This is a genomic window from Vibrio sp. NFR (assembly GCF_027587095.1).
GTDB lineage: Bacteria > Pseudomonadota > Gammaproteobacteria > Enterobacterales > Vibrionaceae > Vibrio > Vibrio harveyi.
This window is the reverse complement of sequence record NZ_JAPPTN010000009.1, coordinates 22,294-48,212: the sequence shown is the minus strand read 5'-3', so window position 1 is coordinate 48,212 and position 25,919 is coordinate 22,294. Positions and strand designations below refer to the sequence as shown.

Here is a 25,919-nt window from a genome sequence, read left to right as displayed (position 1 = left end):
TGCGTCCAGTTTAAATAGGTCGGTGTGAGGCTGATTGGTATTCAGCCAAAGTCTCTTTTAGTGGCGAAATATTTCGCCCTTGAGCGACAAATGCCGAGACTTTATCAGAGAGTTGTGCAAGGATAGTTTCTGCTTCGGATTTGCTCGAAAATTCAGCAAAAACGCAAGATCCTGTCCCCGTCAATCTTGACGGCGCGTATTGTAGCAGCCATGAAAGTTGCTTATCAACCTCTGGGTAGAGCATTCGTACAATTTTTTCGCAATCGTTTACGCTTGGCGTGTTCAAAAGCGTTTCTAAATCGCGTTTTGGCGTGTTTCGAGTCAAGTCCGGATGTCCGAATATGTCGGCGGTTGCAATAGAAACATTTGGACGAACAACTAAATACCATTTCTCATCTGGATGAGCAGGAGAAAGTTTCTCGCCAACGCCTTCAGCAAATGCGGCAAAGCCACGCACAAATACAGGCACATCTGCACCAAGTGCAAGACCGATTTCGGCTAATTCATCATCACTAAGATGGGTTTGCCATAGGTAATTGAGCGCAACCAAAGTAGTTGCTGCGTTGGATGAGCCGCCGCCAATGCCACCGCCCATTGGTAAGATCTTATGAAGATCGATATGTGCCCCATACGAGCATTTCGCATAACGTTGAAGTGCGGTCGCCGCTTTCCAGATCAAATTGTCTTGCAGAGGAACACCTTCGATCTCTGGCGAAATCGTGATCTCACCTGAATCGTTCGCTTGAATGGTTAGTTCATCGCCGTGATCGACGAACTGGAATAGAGTTTGTAACTCGTGGTAACCGTTTTCGGTCCGACCATTGATATAAAGAAAGAGATTCAATTTCGCTGGTGATGGCCAACGGGTTGAAAGATCGATCATTGGGTGATGTTCCATTTTGTGATCACTAAATTAATTTTTACGTCAGACGTACTGAGTTTTAGCTTGTTTGGGAGAGGTAACGTCTGGTTATGCCACTCAATATCACCGTAACGTTGGTAAGCAATATTCCAGTCGTTCAAACCGATCTGTTTGTCCAGTGCTTGGAGAGTATTGGTCGGTGATAGTTGGAAAGAGTCGGCATCTGTTGGTAAGCCAAGTAGCCAATCAGGTAAATGGTCAACTGGCATCATTAAGCCGGTTAATCGGTAAATCAGTTGGTTAGCATCACGAGCGGAGAGTACTTGGTCATCATAGGTTTCGACGGTTGCGCCTTGTGGCGTAATAGTGAGCTTTAATGCGGTTTGACCAAGTAAGGTCGTTAAGCGTAACTGGCTTAATGACGAAGAGTGCTTCCAGAAGAAATTCAGGCTTTGTCTTTGATCGGGACCAATGTAGCCAAGTTTACCTGTGGCTTGAAAATTTTTAATGGTTTCAAGTCGCTGCTCGTGTGCCTGCCACTCTACGCTGGTGACACTTTCAGGAACAGAACTACAACCTGCGAGAACAATGCTCGACATGAGCAAGATGAGAAAGGAGCGTAAGGTCATGTTTGATGGCTTATTAATCAGTTTCATCGGTAATCGCTCACAACTATAGCATTGAAAAGCCGAGTGAAGGAAAACAAATCCGGCTTACCCTTTCAATAAATGCGTGCTTACAGTAAAATTCTGAACCTATTTTATAACCGATCTCAGAGATACCACGTTAGATGTCCTTGCTTGCTATTGGAATCAATCACAATACAGCGTCTGTTGACTTGCGAGAGAAAGTGGCGTTCGGACCCGATAAATTGGGACCAGCACTTGAGCAACTCAGAGACCATGAAGCCGTCAATGGCAGTGTGATTGTTTCTACCTGTAACCGTACCGAAGTGTACTGCGACGTGAAGCAAGGAGCGCGAAATAAGCTTATCGACTGGTTAGCCCAGTTCCATCAAGTTAGTCAAGAAGACTTGATGCCGAGCCTTTATGTCCATGAAGAGCAAGCGGCGATTAAGCACTTGATGCGTGTTTCTTGCGGCCTTGATTCACTGGTACTAGGTGAGCCTCAGATTTTGGGTCAGGTAAAACAAGCGTTTTCTGATTCCCGAGATCATCAGGCGGTGGATGCGTCGATTGATAAGTTGTTCCAAAAGACTTTCTCAGTCGCAAAACGTGTTCGAACAGAAACTGATATTGGTGGTAACGCCGTGTCGGTGGCTTATGCTGCCTGTACATTGGCGAAACACATCTTTGAATCACTGTCTGACTCAACCGTACTGTTGGTTGGTGCAGGTGAAACCATCGAATTGGTGGCAAAACACTTAGCGTCGAACGGCTGTACTAAGATGATTGTTGCAAACCGAACTCGAGAGCGAGCTCTTGGTCTAGCAGAGCAATTTGGAGCAGAAGTGATCAGCTTGAATGAAATTCCTGACCATTTACCAAGAGCAGACATCGTCATCAGCTCAACGGCGAGTCCTCTACCTATCATTGGTAAAGGCATGGTTGAGACCGCGTTGAAGAAACGTCGTCATCAACCGATGTTATTGGTCGATATCGCAGTACCTCGCGATGTGGAAGCTCAGGTTGGGGAATTGAGTGACGCTTACTTGTACTCGGTGGATGACTTACAGTCGATCATTGATAGCAACATCGAACAACGTAAAGTAGAAGCCATTCAAGCAGAAGCGATCGTTAGCGAAGAAAGCGCGGCATTTATGACGTGGCTGCGTTCACTTCAAGCAGTGGACAGCATTCGTGATTATCGTAAATCGGCCAACGAAATTCGTGAAGACTTACTAAGTAAAAGCCTACAATCATTGGCAACCGGTGCAGACCCAGAGAAAGTGCTGCGCGAACTTAGTAATAAACTCACCAACAAACTGATTCACGCTCCAACTCGCGCGCTGCAAAGTGCGGCAGAGCAGGGCGAACCAGCAAAATTAACGGTTATCCGCCAGACCCTTGGTTTGGATGATCTGTAACTCACGCTTTTTATTAAGAAAACGACACTATGAAAGCCTCTATTCTGACTAAGCTAGAAACGCTAGTAGAACGTTACGAAGAAGTTCAACATCTTCTTGGTGATCCTGATGTAATTGGAAATCAGGATAAATTCCGCGCTCTATCAAAAGAGTACTCTCAGCTAGAAGAAGTTACTAAGTGCTTCCAAGCGTATCAACAAGCGCAAGACGATCTTGTCGCTGCTGAAGATATGGCGAACGAAGACGACGAAGAAATGCGTGAAATGGCGCAGGAAGAAATCAAAGAAGCAAAAGAAACGATTGAGCGTCTAACTGATGAGCTACAAATTCTTCTTCTTCCAAAAGATCCAAACGATGACCGTAACTGTTTCCTAGAAATCCGTGCAGGTGCGGGTGGTGACGAAGCGGGTATCTTCGCTGGTGACCTGTTCCGTATGTACAGCAAATACGCAGAAAAGCGTGGTTGGCGTATCGAGGTGATGTCTTCAAACGAAGCTGAACACGGTGGTTACAAAGAGATGATCGCGAAAGTGAGCGGTGACGGCGCATACGGCGTGCTGAAGTTTGAGTCAGGCGGTCACCGTGTGCAACGTGTACCAGCGACAGAATCTCAAGGTCGTGTTCATACTTCTGCGTGTACCGTAGCGGTTATGGCGGAAATCCCAGAAGCGGATCTGCCAGAAATCAAGGCAGCAGACCTAAAAATCGATACATTCCGTGCATCTGGCGCGGGTGGTCAGCACGTTAACACCACGGATTCTGCAATCCGTATTACCCACTTACCAACTGGTACAGTAGTAGAGTGTCAAGACGAGCGTTCACAGCATAAGAACAAAGCAAAAGCGATGGCAGTGCTTGCTGCTCGCATCGTTCAAGCAGAAGAAGAACGTCGTGCAGCAGAAGTTTCTGATACACGTCGTAACTTATTAGGTTCTGGTGACCGTAGTGACCGTATCCGTACTTACAACTACCCACAAGGTCGTGTTTCTGACCACCGCATCAACCTAACCATCTACCGTTTGAACGAAGTGATGGAAGGTGACCTGCAAAGTTTGATTGATCCTGTGGTTCAAGAGCACCAAGCAGACCAACTTGCGGCGCTCGCAGAGAACAACTAATCGATGAGCCAAGTTCAATCTATTGAGCAAGCGCTGAAAAGTGCGACGGCAATATTGACTGAAGGCGGCAAAGAGTCGCCTTCTCTCGATGCAGCCGTACTTCTTTGCCATGTCCTTGGCAAACCAAGAACCTATCTTCTGACTTGGCCTGAAAAAGCATTGGACCCCGAGCAACAAGCTCAGTTTGATGCGTTATTGGCTCGTCGTATCACGGGTGAGCCTGTGGCTTACATTATCGGTGAACGCGAGTTTTGGTCTTTACCTCTTAAAGTCTCTCCATCCACATTAATTCCAAGACCGGACACGGAACGTTTGGTTGAAGTTGCATTGGATAAAACTTACGAGCAGACAGGACCAATCCTTGATTTAGGCACTGGCACTGGGGCGATTGCATTGGCATTGGCGTCTGAGTTACCCAAGCGCCAAGTGATGGGAGTTGACCTTAAACATGAAGCGAAAGACCTCGCAGAGTACAACGCATCGCAGTTAAACATCAAAAATGTGACGTTTGATCAAGGTAGTTGGTTCGAGCCTATTGCCAGCGGAACAAAGTTTGCTTTAATTGTCTCCAACCCACCGTATATCGACGAAAAAGATCCACATCTCGCGCAAGGTGATGTGCGTTTTGAGCCAAAATCGGCACTCGTTGCGGATGAGAATGGCTTGGCGGATATTCGCCATATCTCTGATCTCGCTCGTCAATATTTGGAAGAAGATGGGTGGCTCGCGTTTGAACATGGTTATGACCAAGGCGAAGCTGTTCGTGAGATCATGACTCATTTTGGTTTTGAACAAGTAGTCACGGAAAAAGACTACGGCGGTAACGACCGAGTGACACTTGGTTGTTACAAGCCTTCATAATAACGAGCAAGTCAGCAGTAACTTATAAAAGAGAAATGAAATGTACGTAGCTCTAAAACACATTCACTTAGTAACGATCGCATTGAGCGCGACGCTACTATCGATCCGATTCGTATTGTTGATGATGGATTCTCCAAAGCGCAACAACCGATTCCTAAAAGTTTTCCCACATATTGTTGATACCGCGTTACTCCTTTCCGGTATTGGTTTGATCATGGTGACAGGCTTTATTCCATTTACGGATGCAGCGCCTTGGTTAACCAACAAGATCACTTGTGTGCTTGCGTACATTGCTCTTGGTTTCTTTGCTTTAAAGATGGCAAAGAACAAGCTGCTGAGAATTTTCGCCTTCTTTGGTGCTCTAGGCTGGCTAGTGATGGCCGCTAATATTGCCGTATCTAAAAATCCAAACTTATTTGGGTAATCTTCATGCTTGAGTTTTTTGACGAAGATTTTGACAACATGGCGTTGGTGGAAGGCGCGTTAGAACTGAACCACTCCATCAATCCAGACACTAATGTGCATTGGGCAAAGCAAGAATTAGAACGTCTTTATAAAGAAGCGGAAGCTATTCTGGTTCACGAGACGGACGAAGAACAACGTTTTGATTCGTTTCTCCGTTTGTTCTTTTATGAATGGGGCTTTAAAGGCGACGATCAAGAGTACTTTATCTCTGACAATAGCTTCATTGATAAAGTGTTGGAGCGTAAAAAAGGCATTCCCGTTAGTTTGGGGGCGGTCCTACTTTACTTGGGGAACCGACTTGGTTTTCCGATGAAAGGCGTGACCTTTCCGACGCAATTTTTGATCAAAGTAGATTGGATGCACAAAACGCCGGACTACATTAATCCATTTAACGGTGAATACGTCGGTGAGAAAATCCTTCAAGCTTGGCTGATTGGTCAAGAAGGTCCACTTGCAACCTTGAAGCCTGAGCACTTTGAAGAAGCGGATAACCCAACAGTAATAGGTCGTTGGTTGGCATTAATTAAAAGTGCGATGTTGCGTGAAGAGCGTTATACGTTAGCACTACGGTGCACCAACCTTGCGCTGACTTTCGTACCGGACGACCCATACGAGATTCGTGACCGAGGCTTTATCTTCCAACAATTGGAGTGCCATCAGGTAGCGGTTTCAGATTTTCAGTACTTTATTGACCAATGCCCAGACGATCCGGCATCAGAGCTACTAAAATCACAAGTTAACGCGATGAGCGAAAAGCACGTTACGCTTCACTAAATTTTATCGGCATGCTGAAAGCGGCGTGTTGAAGACAGACAAAAGAGAATCAAAATGGAACAGAAAATCGTTAATATTGGCGACATTCAGGTTGCTAACGACAAGCCATTCACCCTATTTGCAGGTATGAACGTTCTTGAGTCTCGTGATCTTGCTATGCAGATCTGTGAGCACTACGTAAAAGTAACCGACAAACTTGGCATCCCATACGTGTTCAAGGCATCGTTCGATAAAGCAAACCGCAGTTCTGTTCATTCATACCGTGGTCCTGGTCTGGAAGAAGGCATGAAAATCTTCCAAGAGCTGAAAGACACGTTTGGCGTGAAGATCATCACTGATGTTCACACTGAGGAACAAGCTCAACCTGTCGCTGATGTGGTTGATGTTATCCAACTTCCTGCATTCCTAGCTCGTCAAACTGACCTTGTAGAAGCAATGGCGAAAACAGGCGCGGTGATCAACGTTAAAAAACCTCAGTTCATGAGCCCTGGTCAAGTAGGTAACATCGTTGAGAAGTTTGCTGAGTGTGGTAACGAAAACATCATTTTATGTGAGCGCGGCTCTTGCCATGGTTACGACAACCTAGTGGTTGATATGCTTGGTTTTGGTGTCATGAAGAACGCATCAAAAGGCAGCCCAATCATTTTTGACGTAACGCACTCGCTACAAATGCGCGATCCGTCGGGCGCGGCATCTGGTGGTCGTCGTGAGCAAACCGTTGAACTTGCGAAAGCGGGTCTAGCAACAGGCATCGCAGGTCTGTTTATTGAAGCGCACCCGAACCCAGATCAAGCTCGCTGTGATGGTCCGTCTGCACTGCCTCTAGATAAACTTGAGCCATTCCTAGCGCAAATGAAGTCACTAGATGACCTAATTAAGAGCTTCGACAGCATCGATATCAAATAATCAGTTTACTGAATGTTTGTGGGAAATGGTCAGCCAATGTGCTGACCATTTTTGTATTGGCATATTCATTCTGCCAAATTATTCTTTTCTCGCTTCTCGCTTCTCGCTTCTCGCTTCTCGCTTCTCGCTTCTCGCTTCTCGCTTCTCGCTTCTCGCTTCTCGCTTCTCGCTTACCAATTGCATTGAAATGCCTGCCAATATCACAGCAAAACGATTGCCTGTGAATGGGTCTATAATCTGTTGAAACGTAGCGTCAGAGTTGCAGTTGTTAAAATAGTCATTAGTGATCCATGCATCATAATTATGAAATCAATATGTTAGCGTGCAATTCTTCCTATAAACTACGTCAAGTTTTAGCGCTCTTAATTATATGGACGGAGTTCCTTTAAAGGGTTAAGAGCGTCTGCAGTGGACCCCAGACGATAAAAAGGTAAAACAATGAAGCAACGCCTGATTGTAAAAACCGCTTTGAGCGCGGCGATTCTGGCAACTCTTGCCGGATGTGCAACGCAACCAGCACATGAATGGAATGAAGATACAACATACAAACTGACTGTACTGCACACGAACGACCACCACGGTCGCTTCTGGCAAAACAAATACGGTGAGTATGGTATGGCAGCTCGTAAGACACTGATCGACGAGCTACGTACAGAAATTCAAGCAGAGGGTGGCAGCGTTCTTCTACTGTCAGGCGGTGATATCAATACAGGTGTTCCTGAATCAGATCTGCAAGATGCGGAACCAGATTTCAAAGGCATGAGCAAAATTGGTTACGACGCGATGGCGTTGGGTAACCATGAGTTCGATAACCCACTTGACGTGTTATTCAAGCAGCAAGAGTGGGCTAACTTCCCAATGCTGTCTGCGAACATTTACGATAAGGAAACCGGTGAGCGCTTGTTCCAACCTTACGCAATGTTCAATAAGCAAGGCATCAAGATTGCCGTGATCGGTCTAACGACAGAAGACACAGCAAAACTAGGTAACCCAGAGTACATTGGTCAAGTTGACTTCCGTGATCCGAAAGAAGAAGCGAAGAAGCTGATCGCTGAGCTAAAAGAAACTGAGAAGCCAGACCTTATCTTTGCAGTGACACATATGGGTCACTACGAAAACGGCAACCGTGGTGTGAACGCTCCGGGTGATGTTGCGTTGGCTCGCTACCTAAATGAAGGTGATTTGGACATGATTGTGGGTGGTCACTCACAAGAGCCTGTATGTATGGAAGGTCCAAACGTTATTAAGAAGAACTTCAAGCCGGGTGAAGAGTGTAAACCAGATGAGCAAAACGGCACTTACATCGTACAAGCGTACGAGTGGGGTAAGTACGTTGGTCGAGCTGATTACGAATTCCGCAACGGCGAATTGTCTATGGTGAGCTACGATCTGATCCCTGTGAACCTGAAGAAGAAGATCAAAGTTGATGGTAAATCTCAACGCGTGCTTATCCAAGATGAGATCGCGCAAGATGAAGCTATGCTTGATTTCCTACGTCCTTACCAAGAAAAAGGTCAAGGCAAGCTAAACGTTAAGATTGCAGAATCCAATGGCAAACTGGAAGGTGATCGTAATGTGGTACGTTTCCAACAAACGAACCTTGGTCGTCTGATCGCAACAGCACACATGGAGCGTGCGAAAGCAGACTTCGCTGTAATGAACTCAGGTGGTGTTCGTGATTCAATTGAAGCGGGTGACATCACGTACAAAGATGTGCTGACCGTTCAACCATTTGGCAACATGGTTTCTTACGTAGATATGTCTGGTAAAGAAGTACTAGACTACCTAAATGTTGTTGCAACGAAACCTGTTGATTCTGGCGCTTACGCTCAGTTCGCTGGTATTTCAATGACTGTTGAGAATGGCAAAGTAGCAAATGTATTTATCGGTGGCAAACAGCTTCGACTTGATGGTGAGTACCGCTTTACTGTACCAAGTTACAACGCTTCAGGCGGTGACGGCTACCCGAAAGTTAACACTCACCCAGGTTACGTAAATACAGGCTTTACGGATGCTGAAGTACTGAAAGAGTACCTAGAGTCACACAGCCCAATTGACGTAAACGAATACGCGCCTTCAGGTGAGATGGTTTACAAGTAAAAAGCGATTGACTCAAAGTCGCTGATACCATTAACTTAAAGCGCTGCTCCTCACTAGGGGCAGCGTTTTTTGTTTTATAAGGAGAATCTTGATGACTCCGGCCATTAATCTTGCGAAAAAGAAAAAAGTTTCACACACCATTCACCAATATGAGCATGATCCAAGAGCAGACAGCTACGGATTAGAAGCAGCAGAAGTATTGGGACAAGATCCAAAGAAAGTATTTAAGACTTTGCTGTTTTGCTTAAACGGCGAGCCTAAGAACCTTGCCGTTGCGATCATTCCTGTCGATCAAAAATTGAACCTAAAATTGGCGGCGAAAGCTGCGAAAGGTAAGAAAGCGGACATGGCAGATCCTGACATCGCTCAAAAGACCACAGGTTATGTTGTGGGTGGAATCAGCCCATTGGGGCAGAAGAAAGCGCTGCCTACTTTTCTGCATGAAAGTGCAACACAGCAAGAGACGATCTGTGTGAGCGCAGGTAAGCGTGGTTTAGAAATTGAATTGGCACCCAAAGATTTGTTGAGTCTAACACGTGGTCAATTTGCTCCTCTTTGTCTGTAAATATACCCAAGTGACTTCAAGATGCAGGATTCAGAGCGTTGTCATTGATTCGAGTTCAAGGAAAACAACACCGCGTAATAGCCAGCTCTTTCCAAGTTGTTTGACGCAGAAATCGAGGCAATGACACGCTCCCGAAGGGCGAGTTGTCTTGGCTTGTATACTTTGTTGCCGATTCTTGATTTAGAGTGACTAGATCTTTAAATCGTCGCCGCGTCTACAAACCAAGTCATTCTCGCTGAACCTAGCATCTCGAGGTTACTTGGGTATACATGACCAATAAAAAGGACGCTGATGAGCGTCCTTTTTTGATCTTGTGATGGAGCGAATGGTTACTTCTTCAGGCTCAACGTGCCGCCTGTGCGTTTCGTTGGTTTGCTTGGCTTCGCTGCATTTGGATTCATGTAATGCTGCTTAGGCTTGCTCGGTGATTGAGGTTTATTGTGATCACCTTGAGGCTTACTGCGTTCACCTTGTGGTTTCGCTTTGTAGTGCTCTTTTGCAGGGCGTGCATTCTCATCATCACGTTGGCGACGTTTTTGCTGACCTTTTTTAGAATTTGGCGCATGGCGGAATTCATCCGCGTTGTTACCACGGAAGGTACGTGTTTTTTGGTTACGACGTGCCGTTGAACCTTGGTTTTCTTCGCGGCTATCAAATAGTTTGGCATCGGTCGCTTTACGAATGTTACGACCTTTAGAATCTGTCTTTGACGCTTCCTCTGTGCCCACTGAACCTTCACACATTGCTAGGATCTCTGCCACTTCATCGTCACTCAGGTAACGCCATTTACCATTTGGAATGCCATCAAGTGAGATGTTCATGATACGTACGCGACGCAGTTTAAATACTTCGTAGCCGAGCGCTTCACACATACGACGGATTTGACGGTTCAAACCTTGCGTTAACACGATGCGGAAAGAGAATTTGGTTTCTTTTGTTACCTGACAAGGTAGCGTGACTGTATCGAGGATTTTCACACCGCTCGACATCTGTTTTAGGAATTCGCCAGTAATAGGCTTATCAACACGCACCACGTATTCTTTTTCGTGGTTGTTACCTGCACGCAGAATCTTATTTACGATATCGCCATCGTTAGTCAGAAAGATCAAACCATCTGAGGGCTTATCCAGACGACCGATAGGGAAGATACGCTTTTTATGACCAATGAAATCAACGATGTTGCCCGGGATGTCGCGTTCAGTTGTACAGGTGATGCCCGTTGGTTTGTTCAACGCTATATAAATCGGTTTTTCTTTTGCTGCAACAGGGTTTCCATCGACACAAACGTCATCGCCTGGAAGTACTTTTGTTCCCATTTCTGGTTGTTGACCATTAATGGTGACACGACCTTGCTCGATAAGACGGTCGGCTTCACGACGTGAGCAGAAGCCCGTTTCGCTGATGTATTTGTTTAAGCGTTTTGCGTTGTCTTGTGACATGTTGGTCTCCTAACGTTTCACAACGGCGGTTAATAAAGGTTGTCTTGCCGCAGTTAATTGCAGCAAGACAAGATAAGGTCGGGCATTCTAGCACCGAGATTCGAGTTAGCCTAAACGTTTTTGATGACGTTCACGCGTCTCCATTTTCTTTTCAGCACTCTTTCTTAATAGAACGTAAACGGCGCCGCTGCCACCGTGGAATCGTTGTGCACTATGCACGCATTGCACTTCACGGATCTGTTGTAACCAACTGCTGACGAAACTTTTCATTAATGCTGGTGGATTAGAGCGCTCGCCACGACCATGTACGATCACGACGGTACGGATATCCATCTCAATACATTGCTTGAGGAATTTGACTACTTCGTCACGTGCTTCTTTCAGTGTCTTACGGTGCAGATCAAGTCGAGCTTGAATTGGGTATTTACCAAGGCGTAGTTTGCGGTATACACCATCTTGTACACCATCCCGTTTGAACTCGATAAAGTCATCGGGTTTGAGCATTTCTGCATGGTCAATCGACAGGTACTCTGGGTCGTCTTCAGTAAGCCAAATTGCGGCTTCGCGTTTCGCCATCTGAGCGTCCGTCACTTGGTGCACTTTTTTGTGCTCTGCAGTATCGTGGTCGATAGGCTTTACGTCGCCCATCATCTGTTGAAACAGATCAAAATCGTCGTCTTGAGACATAACGGCAATCTCATAAAGAACAGGGTAGGAATAGTAAGATTATATCAATGAGTAGTGCATTGAGATCAAATAAAAAACCGGAGCAGGCAAGTAACCAACTCCGGTGCAAAGCGTTTCTAGAGCTAAGCGAGATCTAGTGAGGAGATTTGTCGTTCATAATCTTGTAAATGAAGAAACCGCCGTAAAACAACATCAGACCAATTGCCCCAAAGATTACTATCATTGACGATAGTCCCACCGCATTACCAAATAGGAGATCAAGCCAAAAGTCCATACGTTTCCTCCAAGATATTTCCGACATGGATAACGTTAATGGGTGGTGTTTTTTTGCACACTGATCTGGATCAATTATGTTGCCAAGGTTAATAAACTGTGTTTTATTGTGGGTTCTTAGTCACATTTCACGTGCTAGTGTTCAGTAAATCGTCAAATGAATTAAGACATTACGTTTTTTTGTAAAAAGCGCTTGCGTCTAACTAAAGAATCCGTAATATACGCATCCGTTGACGGGGATAAGTCCTCAGTTAAACATCTCGGTGAATAGCGCAGCTTGGTAGCGCATCTGGTTTGGGACCAGAGGGTCGGGGGTTCGAATCCCTCTTCACCGACCACTTTCAGAAAGCCTGCTCAATGAGCAGGCTTTCGTCGTTTTAGCGGTCGCAAATTTGGCTTTGATAGTAGTGAACCAAATGGGGTTCGCCTGAAGTTAGAATATGGCTCTTCACCGACCGTATTAGAGAAAGCCGTAGCAGAAATGCTACGGCTTTTTTGCGTTTTACGGCTTTTTGAATCGAGAACGCTTCGCTTCGGGAACAGACTCTGCTCTTCGAGATGCGAGAGAAGGAACGCTTTGAGGCAAATCAGCTTTCATCAACTGGTAAATGAAAACGTAAGAGATCCCCAACTCGCTCGTCCCTCGCTCTTGAGGATGACGAATAAAAAGCACTGAATTCAAAGGCGTCATTCCCGAAAGCGACGAAGGAGCGCAGTCGGGAATCTCTCTATTGTTCTGAGTGATATGATAAAACTGCGCTTTTCGCTAGTTCACATCACAACTAATGTCTTTAATCGGAGTTTCGGACGTCGTGAAACAAACGTAAGCCGTTTTTGGATGGTTTGGACCGATTTTAATGTACCCAGCTTTTAGCTCATCTTCATCAAAAGTAGCGGAATGAGACTGACCAGTTTTGCCATCAAAGTAAGTAGCTTCAAAGTTCTGGTTCATCATATGAGCGACGCGGTTACGAGTATGGGCGGTTGAAAAAGTGATGTTTGCACAACGCATCATAGGCTTTTGGTTAATGAGAAACTGTCCACTTTCTTTATCCAAAACACCGCCTTTTGTATCCGGCGTAATATCAATAGGTTGGAAGTCTTCAATCGTACAAGACGATTTTGCATGGGCAAGCGATGGCAATAGTAGCGCGCTAGCAAGGCATAATAATGAGGCTTTGAACGTCATAAAGGCTCTTATCAAATTTGAAGTTGTTTAAGGATTGACTCGATAGTATCCAATAGGTGACCGCATTTGTCAGCGTGACGTAAGCGTCATTTGCCTACAAATACAACACGATAAGTAGATGTAAGCATACCAGCAAATGGAGCTATCTTCTTTATCCAATATCGCAGTCTGCTTTGTGAGTTTTTGCTAGTGGTTTGACAGTGAAACCGCGTTTTTCTAATAGTTCGATTACATTGTCTTTACCTACTAGATGTAAGCTGCCTACCACCACGGTGTATTTACCGGATTTTTTCGGTAGTACACTACCTGTATCGAGTTTCTGAGCCCAGTCGCGGTTACGGGAATAGAGAAAGGCTTCATTGAACTCATCACTTGATTGTTCACTCGCCGATGCTGCTTCAAGTGAGCTACCATCGCCGCTCTTCCAACTGTCGATTAAGCATTGTACCAGTTTGTCGCCACCGTCATATTCTTCAATAGAAGAGAGCAGAAACTCTTTACCGCCATCTTTTTGTCCTGTGATTAAGTCCAATTGGAATTGCACACTCTCCAAAGCAAGTACTGGTACTTTTTGTTGGTCAGCTAAGTTAATTAGGTGCATGTCGACACCTTGATCAGACGCGTAACCAAGTTTGTTCACCAACATTAATTGGATTGTCAAAGCCGCAGACCATGGCGGTGCATTGAGTAACTGTGCTTCTTGTAGACCTAGGTCATTGGCTATTTCAGCAAGATGTTTGCGCTGTGTTTTATCTAAAACATCCCTAGCGTGAAGCGAGGTTTCCGGGTAAGTCACCCCTTCTGTATTTCGAATGTCTGCTTCGATGATTAAACCATTACTGTTTGTCAGGAACCGAGTCACAGCTTCTGGTAATGGATACATGCTTTTATCGCCGACATGTACAGACCCGATAATCATGTATTCCGTCTCGCCCTTCTTTGCCAGCCAGTGTTGTGGTTCGGCTTGAACAGAATAAGAAGTAAAAAAGACGATCAGAGATGACATAACGGACAAGAGTCGAAACATATTTTGCTCCTCGAATTCAATAAGCACTTTATCTATAACATGGTTCGGCAAAATCGTCATTTTTTAAAAAATTGACGAGTTTTAACGGCTAGGAAATGAGAGGTAATTCACGAAAGTGTTTCAATTGAGTTTGTTGTTAATGGTTCACTTAATAACCAATAGTGATCAGAATCCTACAAAATCAGTCGAAACCCATCGATATTCGTGATTGAGATCGCAACAAACTCGTCAAAAAAAGTTAGCCGCTTTTAACGTCAAGTTTAACTTGTTGAAATTATTATGTTTATATTTTTGAATGCTTGGCTTAATTTGAGCCAGATCACTTCTTAGTTTTATTAATTTTACGCTTAGAAATAACTGCTTGTATGTTGAATGCAACTGTTAAGCGCCTCGCATTTAGGTGCTCACCATTTTTAATAAATGTCGTTTTGAACCACTGACTTTTTGGGGAAAGTAAGATGTTGAAACATAGTCTGATTGCTGCTTCTGTTATCGCTACATTGGCAGGCTGCTCTTCACTACAGAGCTCTGAGCAACAAGTTGTAAACTCACTGGCTGATAACCTTGATATCCAATATGAAGTGTTAACTAATCATGGTGCTAACGAAGGTCTTGCGTGCCAAGATATGGGCGCAGAATGGGCTTCCTGTAACAAAGTAAACATGACGCTTGTTAACCAAGGTGAAGCTGTTGACTCAAAAGATTGGGCTATTTACTTCCACAGCATTCGTCTGATTCTGGATGTTGACAACGAGCAGTTCAAAATCTCTCGTGTAACGGGTGACCTACATAAGCTAGAACCAACAGATAAGTTTGACGGCTTCGCTGCCGGTGAAGAGGTTGTTCTTCCATTGGTTGGTGAATACTGGCAACTATTTGAAACTGACTTCATGCCAGGTGCATTCGTTTCTGCTCCAAACGCAGAACCTAAGATGATTGCTTCTCTAAATACTGAAGATGTTGCGTCTTTTGTGACGGGTCTTGAAGGTAATAACCTAAAACGTACACCAGACGACAACAATGTATTTGCAAACGCTGTGTCTCGTTTTGAGAAAAACGAAGACCTAGCAACACAAGACGTATCAACCACGTTACTACCAACACCAATGCACGTTGAAGCGGGTAAAGGCAAAGTAGATATCGCGGATGGTATTGCGCTGCCTAAAGACGCATTCGATGCGACTCAGTTTGCAGCGATTCAAGATCGTGCAGAAGTGGTAGGTGTGGATGTTCGTGGTGAGCTTCCTGTAAGCATCACTGTTGTTCCTGCAGACTTCACCGGTGAATTAGCAAAATCTGGTGCTTACGAGATGAGCATCAAAGGCGACGGTATTGTGATTAAAGCGTTCGACCAAGCTGGCGCTTTCTACGCAGTACAATCTATCTTTGGCCTGGTAGATAGCCAAAATGCTGATTCTCTACCACAACTGTCTATTAAAGATGCGCCTCGTTTTGATTACCGTGGTGTGATGGTGGATGTGGCTCGTAACTTCCACTCTAAGGACGCAATCCTTGCAACGCTAGACCAAATGGCAGCGTACAAGATGAACAAACTTCACCTTCACCTAACCGATGATGAAGGCTGGCGTTTAGAAATCCCGGGTCTGCCTGAGCTGACAGAAGTGGGCGCTAACCGTTGTTTCGATACACAAGAGAAAAGCTGTTTACTGCCTCAGCTTGGCTCTGGTCCAACGACAGACAACTTTGGCTCTGGCTACTTCAGCAAAGCAGACTACGTGGAAATCTTGAAATACGCAAAAGCACGTAACATTGAAGTGATTCCAGAAATCGATATGCCAGCTCACGCTCGTGCAGCAGTAGTATCAATGGAAGCTCGTTACGACCGCCTAATGGAAGAAGGTAAAGAAGCTGAAGCGAACGAATACCGTCTGATGGATCCTCAAGATACATCAAACGTAACGACGGTTCAGTTCTACAATAAGCAAAGCTTCATCAACCCATGTATGGAATCTTCAACTCGCTTTGTTGATAAGGTGATTTCAGAAGTGGCAGCAATGCACCAAGAAGCTGGCGCTCCACTAACAACTTGGCATTTCGGTGGTGACGAAGCGAAGAACATCAAGCTAGGTGCTGGTTTCCAAGACGTTAACGCAGAAGATAAAGTAAGCTGGAAAGGCACGATTGACCTGTCTAAACAAGACAAGCCGTTTGCACAGTCTCCACAATGTCAGACGCTAATTACAGATGGCACAGTCAGTGACTTTGCTCACCTACCAAGCCACTTCGCGGAAGAAGTGTCGAAGATTGTTGCTGAGAAAGGCATTCCAAACTTCCAAGCTTGGCAAGATGGTTTGAAATACAGTGACGGCGAAAAAGCGTTCGCTACAGAAAATACTCGCGTAAACTTCTGGGACGTTCTTTACTGGGGCGGTACTTCGTCAGTGTACGAGTGGTCTAAGAAAGGTTACGACGTGATTGTTTCTAACCCAGATTACGTGTACATGGATATGCCATACGAAGTTGACCCGAAAGAGCGTGGTTACTACTGGGCAACACGTGCAACGGATACTCGTAAGATGTTTGGCTTTGCACCAGAGAACATGCCTCAAAACGCAGAAACTTCTGTAGATCGCGATGGCAATGGCTTTACTGGTAAAGGTGAAATCGAAGCGAAACCTTTCTACGGTCTATCTGCACAACTTTGGTCTGAGACAGTACGTAACGACGAGCAATACGAGTACATGGTATTCCCTCGCGTCCTCGCTGCTGCTGAGCGTGCATGGCACCGTGCTGACTGGGAAAACGACTACAAAGTTGGTGTTGAGTACTCGCAAAACTCTAATCTAGTTGATAAAGCATCGCTAAACCAAGACTACAACCGCTTTGCGAACGTACTTGGTCAACGTGAACTGGCTAAGCTAGAAAAATCAGGTATCGACTACCGCCTACCAGTACCAGGTGCAAAAGTAGAGGATGGTAAGCTAGCAATGAACGTTCAGTTCCCTGGCGTAACGCTTCAATACTCTCTGGATGGTGAGAACTGGTTGACTTATGCAGACAACGCTCGTCCAAATGTAACTGGTGAAGTCTTCATCCGCTCGGTATCTGCGACAGGTGAGAAGGTAAGCCGTATCACTAGCGTGAAATAATAGCGCTCAGTATTCACTAAAATCATAGTTCCTTACTCAAAGCCCTCAACTTATGTTGGGGGCTTTGTTTATTTTTCTTCGGAAAATAAGCGTGATCAATGTCTAATTATTTTTTATTGATAATTAAGTTTCTAATTTAGGATGTCTGTCATAGTGTGATCTGGATGTGTATTTAACTGTCAAATAAAAGGGGAGATATGCCTTACTTCACACTTTATTTTTTTGACGAATTTTTAGTTTTTATATCAACCCACTGTATTTAATAAACTTTTTTTAATTTCGAAAATCACGATTTGAATTTGATCACTGTTTTAAACGATTTATTTTTCAATGCGAATTAAATTGCGCAGTATTGCCGTCGCCAGGGAGGCACATCCCAAAGTATGTGATGAGAGGCAAGTGATAGCCAAAAAACTCGTCGCATAACGTGAACAAATAAAGGCAGTAATTATGAAAAACGTTTTAGCACTAAGTGCACTTTCTCTTGTTTTCGCTTCAAGCGCTTTCGCGGGTTCATCTTATGTAACTGGTAACATCCAATTCCACGATGACGGTCGAATTCACGGCTCAGACATGACATCTACGCTAGAAGCGGGTCATACGTTTGATAACCAATTCGGCGGTCTTACGGTTTACACTGAGTTTGATGGTATTCAGCTAGGCAAACTAGAAACTGAAAATGGCGGCGCAGGCAACACAACGCCAGCCATCACTGTAGGTGGTGAGCAATCTTTCAACATCACTGATCATCTATGGGTTGCTGCGGGCTACCAACACCTATTCTCTGCGGGTGAGAGCATCCAGTACCGTCCACTTGTAAAGATCGGCTACAACTTTGATAACGGCATCTCATTGAGCAACCGTACTCGCGCGCACATCGATGCAACGTCTGCAGACGCGAAAACAGACTACCGTATGGATAACCGCATTGGTTACGTAATGAACGAAGATGTGACTTTGAGCTACAACAACGTTTACATGATTGAAGCAGAAACGATGGACCACGAGCTACGTGCAACATGGACTCGTAAGGGCGTTCAGCCTTACTTCGAGTTCCGTAGCCAAGCACACGGTGCGGAAAATGCGGCGGGTGATAGCCTAGTGAACAACGCATTCGTATTTGGTGCGTCTTACGGCTTCTAATTAAAGAGTTTTGTCTTAACTGTCCATTAAGAAAAAGCCCAGCGGTATGTCTCGCTGGGCTTTGTTTTTACTGGTCGTTGCCTTTGTGGAAGCGGTATTCGTAAACCTGACCTTTGTCGTTATAGGCGTAGACGGCGTAACTGTCTTTTTTATCGCCATACTCCATACCCGGTGATCCCATAGGCATGCCGGGTACCGCAAGACCTTTTGCGTTGCGAGGTGGGTTTTCTAAAAAGGCTTTAATGTCGTCAGCAGGAATATGACCTTCAAATACGTAGCCATTAATTTCTGCGGTGTGGCACGAGTAAAGCTGTTCATTCTTGATGCCCAAGTCGCGTTTAACCGCGTTCATGTCATCGTGCAGCTTTTCTTCGACGGTAAAGCCGTTCTCTTCCATGTGTTTCGTCCATTCTCCACAGCAGCCACAGTATGGCGATTTGTGGTTGATGACATCAGCGGCTAATACGTTCGCCGATGTGACAGCAAGCATTGTAAAGGTCAATAGTTTCAACTTCATAATATCCTCTATAAGAAGTGTCGCTTACTTAATGGTAAACAGTCGTAGTCGATTTGCATTACTCACGACTGTGATTGAAGACAGTGCCATTGCTGCGCCAGCAACAACAGGACTGAGTAGGAATCCGAATGCTGGGTAGAGCACACCAGCGGCGATTGGAATACCCAACGAGTTATAAACAAAGGCACCAAACAGGTTTTGTTTCATGTTCTTCAATGTTGCACGAGACAGTTCGATGGCATGAACAATTGCCATTGGTGATGTATTAAGAATCGTCATTTGTGAACTTTCGATTGCCACATCACTGCCGCTGCCCATTGCAACGCCGAGATCGGCGAGGGCGAGAGCGGGTGCGTCATTAATACCATCACCAATCATGGCGACGGTTTGTCCTTGTGATTGTAGTTGTTTTATATGTTGCGCTTTCTCATCTGGCATCACCTGAGCAATGACTTCATCAATGCCTAATTCGTTGCCGATGGCTGTCGCTACGTGTTGATTATCACCAGTGAGCATCACTGTGTTGATACCCTGTAATTTTAGTGCAGTGACTGCTTGTTTGGCATCAGATTTAATTGGATCAGCGATGGCAATTAAACCAATCAGTTCGTTGTTGAGGGAAATGGCAACCGGTGTCCATGCGTTGTTGGCGCAATCTTGAATGGCTTGCTCCATCGCGGAAGTATCTACCTGCTCTGTTTGCATAAACTGCAATGAACCAATCAGCAGTGGCTGTGCTTGGTAAGTTGCAAGAATGCCGCGACCGCGAATGTTTTCAAAAGCGTCCAACTCGATATCTTCAGCCGCATTTTCCTTAGCGTAATCACACACGGCTTTTGCTAATGGGTGCTCAGATTGACGCTCTGCTGCGTATGCTAATGCTAACAAGTGTTCTTGGCTGGTGGCGTGAGTAAATACTTGCTGCACACTGGGTTTGCCCTGAGTTAACGTACCGGTTTTGTCGAATACGACGGTGTCGACTTTGCTCGCCAATTGCAGTGCGTCTGCGTCTTTGATCAAGATACCCAGTTCTGCGGCTTTGCCCACGCCTACGGTGACCGACAATGGTGTTGCTAAGCCCAGAGCACAAGGACAGGCAATAATCAGTACAGTCGTCGTTACCACAAGCATGTAGCTGGCTTTAGGTTCTGGACCTACTGCGAACCAAACCAAAGCAGCAAGGATTGCGATACCGACAACCACAGGGACGAATACAGCAGAAATCTGATCCGCTAATTTGGCAATTGCTGGCTTACTGCTTTGTGCGGTGCGCACCATACGGATAATACGCGCTAGCATGGTATTTGCACCGATGCCGGTGGCTTCAATAATTAGAGCGCCATCGGTATTTAGTGTGCCCGCAGAGACTTGAGCCTCTTGCGCTTTTAACACGGGTACGGGTTCACCAGTTAGCATAGATTCATCAATGTATGATTCCCCCTGAATCACGATACCATCAACGGGCACTTTCTCACCCGGTTTGATGCGTAGCTTCATGCCCAACGTGATTTGCTCAACCGCAATTTGCTGATCGCCATTTTCAGTAATGACGGTGGCTTGCTGAGGTTGTAGGTTAATCAGAGCTTGCAATGAGCGTGTTGTATTTGCCTTTGCTTTTGCTTCTATATAGTGACCAAGAGAAATCAGACCGACGATCATCGCACTTGCTTCAAAGTAAACATGGCGAGAGGCGAGTGGGAACCAATCAGGAAAAATCACCACAAGCATTGAATAGAACCACGCGGCACCAGTACCTAGGGCAACTAAAGTGTCCATGGTGGCACGTTTGTGAGTGGCTGCTAACCATGCGTTAGTAAAGAAGTGCTTACCTGCTGTCGCCAGCAATAATAGACAGAGAATACCTATCGCACCCCAAACCATTTGATCACTGGCATCTCGGATAACCATGTTGCCACCAAATACCCCCCAGAGCATCAATGGTGCACCAACGACTAAGCCTGCGATAGCATCAAGTTTAAAGCGCTTTTGTTGAGCAAGTTGCTGTGCTGCTTGTTTTTCTTGTTGCGTTGCTGCGTCTTGAAGGATTTCTGCTTGATAGCCCGCTTGTTTTACCGACTCGATGATGGCTTGATGAAGCATTTCACTATCTTGGTTTGCAAATATTAACGCGCTCTGCTCTGCAAGATTGACCTGTGCTTTCTCTATGCCTTCGACATTAGTGAGTGCTTTCTCGACCGAAGATACACAGCTGGCACATGTCATGCCTTGAATCAGCATCTGTAGCTGAACATTGGCAGATTCGGGTTGGTTACGATCGAGATGCGCTTCTTTTATTGCGGGCGTTATTTGCTCTGTGACTTCTTCTTTAGCCTCGATAGTCTCGATGCTAGCGGTATAGCCCAATGTCGCAACGAGATCGATCACTTGCTGCTCAGAGAGTAGGGTTGTGATGTCAAGTTGTGTTGTAGAGGCTTGGAATGTAATGACGTCTTGATTTGATTCTAATAAAGAAGAGAGCTTTTTCACGCAGCCACCACAGCTCAAACCCGTCAAATGGAATTGATATTGGTGACCGGCGCGGTAGCCCAGCGATTCGATGGATTCGATAATAGAAGAGAGTGAAGATTCGGTTTTCACCTCTACCATCGTCGGGGACAAATTAATGATCTCAACACTGTGATTGGCATGTAAAGCTTTCTCAACTTTTCTCGCACAGCCCATGCAGTTGAGTCCCGACATAGGTACAACAAACTGATACATAATTTGTCCTCAATAATAGTAATGTGCAGAGCATAAACCTTCCTGCAAGGGGAAGGTCAAGTTTTTCGACGCGAAACAAATTCGTCAAAATCCACTTTATTGAGCCGACCTTACGCCCCTATTGTTGCGAGTTATCTCAAAGTTTTTTCTCTCTGAATATAAAGTTCCGTTAAAACGCCTAAAACCTGAGTGAAGTCGCTCACGATTTTTGAGCTTTTTATATAAAAACGAAGTTGATTAGAACGGTTTTGACGTTTTTATATTTTTATTTGTCACTATAAATAACTGTTATTTAAAGATTTATATTCTTTTTGATCTTCTCATTTTGAACTTGCTCAGATTGCCGCTGGGAAAGTTTTTTACTGCGAAAAAAGTTTGTCATATTTGCCCCGTCCACACATTGTTTCAAGTTCCTGCAATGTCCTAGTTAGCGAATTTGAAAATGGAAAAAACTAAAAATATAGGGGTTTAAAATGTCTTACCTAAAGAAAAGCCTACTTGCTACTGCAATCACAGGCATGATGTTCAGTGGTTCAGCTTTTGCTGATGGTGCAAACAGTGATGCAGCGAAAGAGTACCTAACTAAAGACTCTTTCTCTTACGAAGTTTACGGCATTATCGCGATGCAGGCCGCGTACCGCGATTACGATTCTGGTAGCAAAGCAACTGACGACGATTTGGGCGGCATGCAGCTAAACAACGAATCACGTATCGGCTTCCGTGGTAAAAAGCAATTCGCTAACTTTGAACCAACGTTCATTTGGCAAATTGAAGGTGGTTACGTAGACCCAAGTTTCGGTGGTGAAGGTGCAGGTCTTGGTGAGCGTGATACATTCGTAGGTTTTGAAAGCGCTTCTTGGGGTCAAGTTCGTCTAGGTCGTGTTCTTACTCCAATGTACGAGTTGGTTGACTGGCCAGCATCGAACCCAGGTCTAGGCGATGTTTACGACTGGGGTGGTGCGATCGGTGGTGCTAAGTACCAAGACCGTCAATCAAACACAATCCGTTGGGACTCTCCAATGTTTGCTGACAAATTCTCTCTAGATATCGCAGCGGGTGCAGGTGACAAAGCTGGTCTAGGTGAAGGTGACGATTACTGGGGCGGCATCGCGGCTCACTACAAGTTAGGTCCACTACAATTGGATGCTGCGTACGAAGGTAACCGCAACATCGAAGGTGAAGGTCAAACTTGGGAAAACAACACGTACCTAGTAGGTGTTCAAGGTTGGTTTGAAAACGGCATCTCTTTCTTCGCTCAATACAAATACATGGAAGCTGACGCAAGCAACGGTGTAAACGAGAAGCAAGATGCAATGTCTGCAGGTCTTATGTACACAACAGGTGACTGGCAGTACAAACTGGGTTACGCAGCAAACTTTGACCTAGAACGTGACGGTAAGACAATCGACAACACAGCAGATGATGTACTATCTGCACAGATCATGTACTTCGTAGACCCATCCGCAGTACTTTACGCTCGTGCACGTACTCTAGACTTCGGTGACGGTGCGTCTCAACTAGACAAGCCAACAGAAGCACGTTGGAAGTCAGCTGACTACGACGAGTTCTCTGTAGGTGTTGAATACTACTTCTAATAAAGAAGCAGCTAAAAGGGCGGAAACGCCCTTTTTGTCTTGATACTTATTCACATAAGCCATTGGAATGACTGGCCTGTTAGTTTCAGTGGCTTATCTAAATTGGTATAAAACGAGAAAACCATGATGAAAAAAACAACCACACTATTAGGACTTTGCGCAATCCTTTCTGCGCCTGCATTTGCTGCTCAACTGACTCTGCAAGCGGAATTGGTTCCTCGCGTTCTCAACAGTGAGTTCGTCTACCCTGAGTGGATCTCTGACAACAACAGCATCAAAGTTGAAGATGGTGCAAACCAACTTGCTGTAAATGTTGGTCAAATTGTGTTTGAAGATGGCAAGCGTCGTAAGTTTGATTCACAGCCGCTTTTACTTGAATTTGATGCACCTAAAGATGCTGAGCTTACGCTGACATACAACAAGTTCCGCACTATTGAAGAAGCCAAGGCTTTTGAAATGGACCCTAAACTGACGCTAAAAGATGCGAACGGCAAAGACGTTGAGTTCTCAATGGTTCAACTTCGCAAAGGTGGTTTACAAGGTTTCCGTGACTACGAACGTGAAGTCGCTGACTACAACCAAGCAATGAACAAGCAAACGACAAAAGCGAGCATTGCAGCTTCTCCAGCGGTAACAAAAACACTGAAAGAGTCGTTCAACGACCTAAGCCGTGAAGAGCAGCAAGAGTTCATGCAATGGGCAATGCGTAACCTAAAGTAATCTGGTTTTCTTCTTTTATATAGGCTTTCTATAGCGATAGTAGTTATCTAGCTAAGAGATAAATCAAAGGGCAGCACCGTGTTCGGTGGCTGCCCGTTTTTATTTCTGGCGTTAAACCACAAGGAAGGATTGTAGTATTGACTTACGGTGGTAAAATGTCGCCACTTTTATCCTTGACATTACAACGAGAGCCTTCTCGTTGCTCATTATCCCTAAGGAACTCAAATGACGGTTAAAACTCGTTTTGCTCCTAGCCCAACTGGCTACCTACACGTTGGTGGTGCTCGTACTGCACTTTACTCTTGGCTATACGCTAAAAACCAAGGTGGTGAATTCGTTCTACGTATCGAAGATACTGACCTTGAGCGTAACTCTCAGGAAGCGGTTGATGCGATCCTAGAAGGTATGGAATGGCTAGGTCTTGAGTGGAACGAAGGCCCTTATTTCCAAACTCAACGTTTTGATCGTTACAACGAGATGGTTGATAAGCTTCTAGAAGAAGACAAAGCATACAAATGTTACGCGTCTAAAGAACTGCTAGACGAAGTTCGTGCAGAGCAAGAAGCAAACAAAGAAATGCCTCGCTACGATGCTAACCATCCAAAAATCAAAGCGGCAAACGAAGCGGCAAAAGATGGCGATCCATGTGTTATCCGTTTCCGTAACCCGAAAGAAGGCAGCGTAGTATTTGATGACCAAATTCGTGGTCGCATTGAAATCCGCAACGACCAAATGGATGATCTGATCATTCGTCGTACTGACGGCTCTCCAACGTACAACTTCTGCGTTGTGGTTGACGACTGGGATATGGGTATCACTCACGTTGTTCGTGGTGAAGACCACATCAACAACACGCCTCGTCAGATCAACATCTACGAAGCGCTAGGTGCGCCAGTACCAACATTTGCGCACTGTGCAATGATCCTAGGTGATGACGGCGCGAAACTGTCTAAGCGTCACGGTGCAGTATCTGTAATGCAGTACCGCGATATGGGTTACCTACCTGCTGCGCTAAACAACTACCTAGTGCGTCTTGGTTGGTCTCATGGTGATCAAGAAATCTTCACTCAAGAAGAGATGATCAACCTATTTAGCCTAAATGCAGTATCTAAGTCAGCGTCTGCATTCAACACTGACAAACTGCAATGGTTGAACAACCACTACATCAAAAACTCAGATCCAGCGTACGTTGCACAGCACCTACAATGGCACCTAGATCAACAAAAACTAGACGTAACTAATGGTCCAGCTATCACGGAAGTGATCAAGCTTGTTGGTGAGCGTTGCAACACGCTTGTTGAGCTAGCTGAGCAGATCCGTTACTTCTACGAAGATTTCTCTGAGTTTGAAGCGGGCGCAGCGAAGAAGCATCTACGCGGCGTAGCTAAAGAGCCTCTAGAGCTTGCTCTAGCGAAAGCTGAAGCACTGACTGAGTGGACGACAGCGAACATCAAAGATGGTGTTATCGCAGCTGTGTGCGAAGAGCTAGAAATCGGCATGGGCAAAATCGGCATGCCACTGCGTGTTGCAGTAACAGGTGGCGGTCAGTCTCCTTCTGTAGACGCAGTAATGGAACTGATTGGCAAAGAGCGTTGTGTTGCACGTATCAAAATGGCTCTTGAGTTCATCGCTGAGCGCGAAGCAAACGCATAATTACTTGAATACATAATCAGAAAGCCGCGATATATTTCGCGGCTTTTTTGTGCCTGACGTTAAGAAAACATCTTAACTCAACATAAATGACGTCGAAATCTGTATGTTTTCCCAACAATAGTTCGAAAAGTTAATAAGTTTTACTTA

22 protein-coding genes and 1 tRNA gene are annotated in these 25,919 nt (G+C 45.2%); 14 read left to right on the top strand and 9 right to left on the bottom strand.

Translation table 11 applies throughout. The annotated features are described in order from the left end of the window. Positions 1-10: 10 nt before the first annotated feature. Positions 11-883, bottom strand: coding sequence for a 4-(cytidine 5'-diphospho)-2-C-methyl-D-erythritol kinase (ispE, locus tag OH463_RS17080; RefSeq protein WP_009696818.1), 873 nt, complete (start codon positions 881-883; stop codon positions 11-13). Further along, on the bottom strand, positions 880-1,518 hold the full coding sequence (gene lolB, locus OH463_RS17075) for a lipoprotein insertase outer membrane protein LolB (RefSeq protein WP_005449252.1): 639 nt from the start codon (positions 1,516-1,518) through the stop codon (positions 880-882). The genes ispE and lolB overlap by 4 nt, the downstream gene beginning before the upstream one ends. A 134-nt stretch (positions 1,519-1,652) precedes the next feature. Here lolB and hemA point away from each other — a divergent pair, with 134 nt between their 5' ends. The 8 genes from hemA (at position 1,653) to ybaK (ending at position 9,698) form a co-directional block, all read left to right on the top strand. After that, positions 1,653-2,909, top strand: coding sequence for a glutamyl-tRNA reductase (hemA, locus tag OH463_RS17070; RefSeq protein ID WP_005449251.1), 1,257 nt, complete (start codon positions 1,653-1,655; stop codon positions 2,907-2,909). 29 nt (positions 2,910-2,938) lie between these two features. Further along, a complete protein-coding gene (gene prfA, locus OH463_RS17065; RefSeq protein WP_005449249.1) occupies positions 2,939-4,027 on the top strand; it encodes a peptide chain release factor 1 in 1,089 nt (362 codons plus the stop codon). Between the two features lie 3 nt (positions 4,028-4,030). Continuing rightward, complete coding sequence (gene prmC, locus OH463_RS17060; protein WP_050936456.1) at positions 4,031-4,888, top strand: peptide chain release factor N(5)-glutamine methyltransferase; 858 nt, start codon at positions 4,031-4,033, stop codon at positions 4,886-4,888. A gap of 40 nt (positions 4,889-4,928) precedes the next feature. After that, a complete protein-coding gene (locus tag OH463_RS17055) occupies positions 4,929-5,312 on the top strand; it encodes a SirB2 family protein (protein WP_005449241.1) in 384 nt (127 codons plus the stop codon). A gap of 5 nt (positions 5,313-5,317) precedes the next feature. Continuing rightward, on the top strand, positions 5,318-6,127 hold the full coding sequence (locus OH463_RS17050) for a SirB1 family protein (RefSeq protein WP_005449240.1): 810 nt from the start codon (positions 5,318-5,320) through the stop codon (positions 6,125-6,127). Positions 6,128-6,181: 54 nt separating this feature from the next. Further along, complete coding sequence (kdsA, locus tag OH463_RS17045; RefSeq protein WP_005449239.1) at positions 6,182-7,033, top strand: 3-deoxy-8-phosphooctulonate synthase; 852 nt, start codon at positions 6,182-6,184, stop codon at positions 7,031-7,033. A 438-nt stretch (positions 7,034-7,471) separates the two neighbouring features. Continuing rightward, positions 7,472-9,133: a bifunctional UDP-sugar hydrolase/5'-nucleotidase UshA gene (gene ushA / locus OH463_RS17040; protein WP_009696822.1), complete on the top strand. Its 1,662-nt coding sequence runs from the start codon at positions 7,472-7,474 to the stop codon at positions 9,131-9,133. Positions 9,134-9,224: 91 nt separating this feature from the next. Further along, on the top strand, positions 9,225-9,698 hold the full coding sequence (gene ybaK, locus OH463_RS17035; RefSeq protein WP_269991770.1) for a Cys-tRNA(Pro) deacylase: 474 nt from the start codon (positions 9,225-9,227) through the stop codon (positions 9,696-9,698). Positions 9,699-10,027: 329 nt separating this feature from the next. On the opposite strand, the gene rluF is transcribed toward ybaK, so the two are convergent. The 3 genes from rluF to OH463_RS17020 form a co-directional block, all read right to left on the bottom strand. Beyond that, the gene (rluF, locus tag OH463_RS17030) at positions 10,028-11,137 is read right to left on the bottom strand and encodes a 23S rRNA pseudouridine(2604) synthase RluF (RefSeq protein ID WP_009696823.1); all 1,110 of its coding nucleotides are present in this window, start codon (positions 11,135-11,137) and stop codon (positions 10,028-10,030) included. Between the two features lie 105 nt (positions 11,138-11,242). Continuing rightward, positions 11,243-11,824 carry a DNA endonuclease SmrA gene (gene smrA, locus OH463_RS17025; RefSeq protein WP_005449235.1) on the bottom strand — a complete coding sequence of 194 codons (582 nt, stop codon included), beginning with the start codon at positions 11,822-11,824 and terminating at the stop codon, positions 11,243-11,245. Positions 11,825-11,957: 133 nt separating this feature from the next. Further along, positions 11,958-12,098 (bottom strand): DUF3149 domain-containing protein, encoded by a 141-nt coding sequence (locus OH463_RS17020; protein ID WP_005382236.1) that lies wholly within the window; start codon positions 12,096-12,098, stop codon positions 11,958-11,960. Between the two features lie 260 nt (positions 12,099-12,358). Between OH463_RS17020 and OH463_RS17015 the strand changes: the two genes are divergently transcribed. Then, positions 12,359-12,435: transfer RNA gene (locus OH463_RS17015), tRNA-Pro, on the top strand. Positions 12,436-12,863: 428 nt separating this feature from the next. Here OH463_RS17015 and OH463_RS17010 read toward each other — a convergent pair. Together OH463_RS17010 and OH463_RS17005 are read right to left on the bottom strand one after the other, a co-directional pair. After that, positions 12,864-13,286: a hypothetical protein gene (locus OH463_RS17010; protein WP_005449234.1), complete on the bottom strand. Its 423-nt coding sequence runs from the start codon at positions 13,284-13,286 to the stop codon at positions 12,864-12,866. A 151-nt stretch (positions 13,287-13,437) separates the two neighbouring features. After that, positions 13,438-14,313, bottom strand: a complete 876-nt coding sequence (locus tag OH463_RS17005; protein WP_009700726.1) for a TraB/GumN family protein — start codon at positions 14,311-14,313, stop codon at positions 13,438-13,440. Between the two features lie 458 nt (positions 14,314-14,771). Between OH463_RS17005 and OH463_RS17000 the strand changes: the two genes are divergently transcribed. Together OH463_RS17000 and OH463_RS16995 are read left to right on the top strand one after the other, a co-directional pair. After that, entirely contained in the window at positions 14,772-17,423 is a 2,652-nt protein-coding gene (locus OH463_RS17000; protein WP_017818934.1) for a beta-N-acetylhexosaminidase, read from the top strand. A 450-nt stretch (positions 17,424-17,873) separates the two neighbouring features. Further along, positions 17,874-18,566, top strand: a complete 693-nt coding sequence (locus OH463_RS16995; protein ID WP_005449231.1) for an oligogalacturonate-specific porin KdgM family protein — start codon at positions 17,874-17,876, stop codon at positions 18,564-18,566. Between the two features lie 67 nt (positions 18,567-18,633). Here the strand turns inward: OH463_RS16995 and OH463_RS16990 are convergent, their stop codons facing one another. Continuing rightward, the gene (locus OH463_RS16990) at positions 18,634-19,083 is read right to left on the bottom strand and encodes a DUF411 domain-containing protein (RefSeq protein WP_005449230.1); all 450 of its coding nucleotides are present in this window, start codon (positions 19,081-19,083) and stop codon (positions 18,634-18,636) included. A 24-nt stretch (positions 19,084-19,107) separates the two neighbouring features. After that, a complete protein-coding gene (locus OH463_RS16985) occupies positions 19,108-21,804 on the bottom strand; it encodes a heavy metal translocating P-type ATPase (RefSeq protein ID WP_269991767.1) in 2,697 nt (898 codons plus the stop codon). Between the two features lie 473 nt (positions 21,805-22,277). Between OH463_RS16985 and chiP the strand changes: the two genes are divergently transcribed. The 3 genes from chiP to gltX all read left to right on the top strand — a co-directional run bounded on the left by chiP (position 22,278) and on the right by gltX (position 25,772). Beyond that, a complete protein-coding gene (gene chiP / locus OH463_RS16980; protein ID WP_038898462.1) occupies positions 22,278-23,399 on the top strand; it encodes a chitoporin in 1,122 nt (373 codons plus the stop codon). A gap of 123 nt (positions 23,400-23,522) precedes the next feature. Continuing rightward, positions 23,523-24,119 carry a YccT family protein gene (locus OH463_RS16975; RefSeq protein WP_017818936.1) on the top strand — a complete coding sequence of 199 codons (597 nt, stop codon included), beginning with the start codon at positions 23,523-23,525 and terminating at the stop codon, positions 24,117-24,119. Positions 24,120-24,344: 225 nt separating this feature from the next. Then, positions 24,345-25,772, top strand: coding sequence for a glutamate--tRNA ligase (gltX, locus tag OH463_RS16970; protein WP_005449225.1), 1,428 nt, complete (start codon positions 24,345-24,347; stop codon positions 25,770-25,772). The last annotated feature ends 147 nt before the right edge of the window (positions 25,773-25,919 follow it).

Excerpts from the sequence above, each read along its gene's own strand:
- ispE (WP_009696818.1), bottom strand. The coding sequence starts at position 883 with ATGATCGATCTTTCAACCCGTTGGCCATCACCAGCGAAATTGAATCTC.
- lolB (WP_005449252.1), bottom strand. The coding sequence starts at position 1,518 with ATGAAACTGATTAATAAGCCATCAAACATGACCTTACGCTCCTTTCTC.
- hemA (WP_005449251.1), top strand. The coding sequence starts at position 1,653 with ATGTCCTTGCTTGCTATTGGAATCAATCACAATACAGCGTCTGTTGAC.
- prfA (WP_005449249.1), top strand. The coding sequence starts at position 2,939 with ATGAAAGCCTCTATTCTGACTAAGCTAGAAACGCTAGTAGAACGTTAC.
- prmC (WP_050936456.1), top strand. The coding sequence starts at position 4,031 with ATGAGCCAAGTTCAATCTATTGAGCAAGCGCTGAAAAGTGCGACGGCA.
- OH463_RS17055 (WP_005449241.1), top strand. The coding sequence starts at position 4,929 with ATGTACGTAGCTCTAAAACACATTCACTTAGTAACGATCGCATTGAGC.
- OH463_RS17050 (WP_005449240.1), top strand. The coding sequence starts at position 5,318 with ATGCTTGAGTTTTTTGACGAAGATTTTGACAACATGGCGTTGGTGGAA.
- kdsA (WP_005449239.1), top strand. The coding sequence starts at position 6,182 with ATGGAACAGAAAATCGTTAATATTGGCGACATTCAGGTTGCTAACGAC.
- ushA (WP_009696822.1), top strand. The coding sequence starts at position 7,472 with ATGAAGCAACGCCTGATTGTAAAAACCGCTTTGAGCGCGGCGATTCTG.
- ybaK (WP_269991770.1), top strand. The coding sequence starts at position 9,225 with ATGACTCCGGCCATTAATCTTGCGAAAAAGAAAAAAGTTTCACACACC.
- rluF (WP_009696823.1), bottom strand. The coding sequence starts at position 11,137 with ATGTCACAAGACAACGCAAAACGCTTAAACAAATACATCAGCGAAACG.
- smrA (WP_005449235.1), bottom strand. The coding sequence starts at position 11,824 with ATGTCTCAAGACGACGATTTTGATCTGTTTCAACAGATGATGGGCGAC.
- OH463_RS17020 (WP_005382236.1), bottom strand. The coding sequence starts at position 12,098 with ATGGACTTTTGGCTTGATCTCCTATTTGGTAATGCGGTGGGACTATCG.
- OH463_RS17010 (WP_005449234.1), bottom strand. The coding sequence starts at position 13,286 with ATGACGTTCAAAGCCTCATTATTATGCCTTGCTAGCGCGCTACTATTG.
- OH463_RS17005 (WP_009700726.1), bottom strand. The coding sequence starts at position 14,313 with ATGTTTCGACTCTTGTCCGTTATGTCATCTCTGATCGTCTTTTTTACT.
- OH463_RS17000 (WP_017818934.1), top strand. The coding sequence starts at position 14,772 with ATGTTGAAACATAGTCTGATTGCTGCTTCTGTTATCGCTACATTGGCA.
- OH463_RS16995 (WP_005449231.1), top strand. The coding sequence starts at position 17,874 with ATGAAAAACGTTTTAGCACTAAGTGCACTTTCTCTTGTTTTCGCTTCA.
- OH463_RS16990 (WP_005449230.1), bottom strand. The coding sequence starts at position 19,083 with ATGAAGTTGAAACTATTGACCTTTACAATGCTTGCTGTCACATCGGCG.
- OH463_RS16985 (WP_269991767.1), bottom strand. The coding sequence starts at position 21,804 with ATGTATCAGTTTGTTGTACCTATGTCGGGACTCAACTGCATGGGCTGT.
- chiP (WP_038898462.1), top strand. The coding sequence starts at position 22,278 with ATGTCTTACCTAAAGAAAAGCCTACTTGCTACTGCAATCACAGGCATG.
- OH463_RS16975 (WP_017818936.1), top strand. The coding sequence starts at position 23,523 with ATGATGAAAAAAACAACCACACTATTAGGACTTTGCGCAATCCTTTCT.
- gltX (WP_005449225.1), top strand. The coding sequence starts at position 24,345 with ATGACGGTTAAAACTCGTTTTGCTCCTAGCCCAACTGGCTACCTACAC.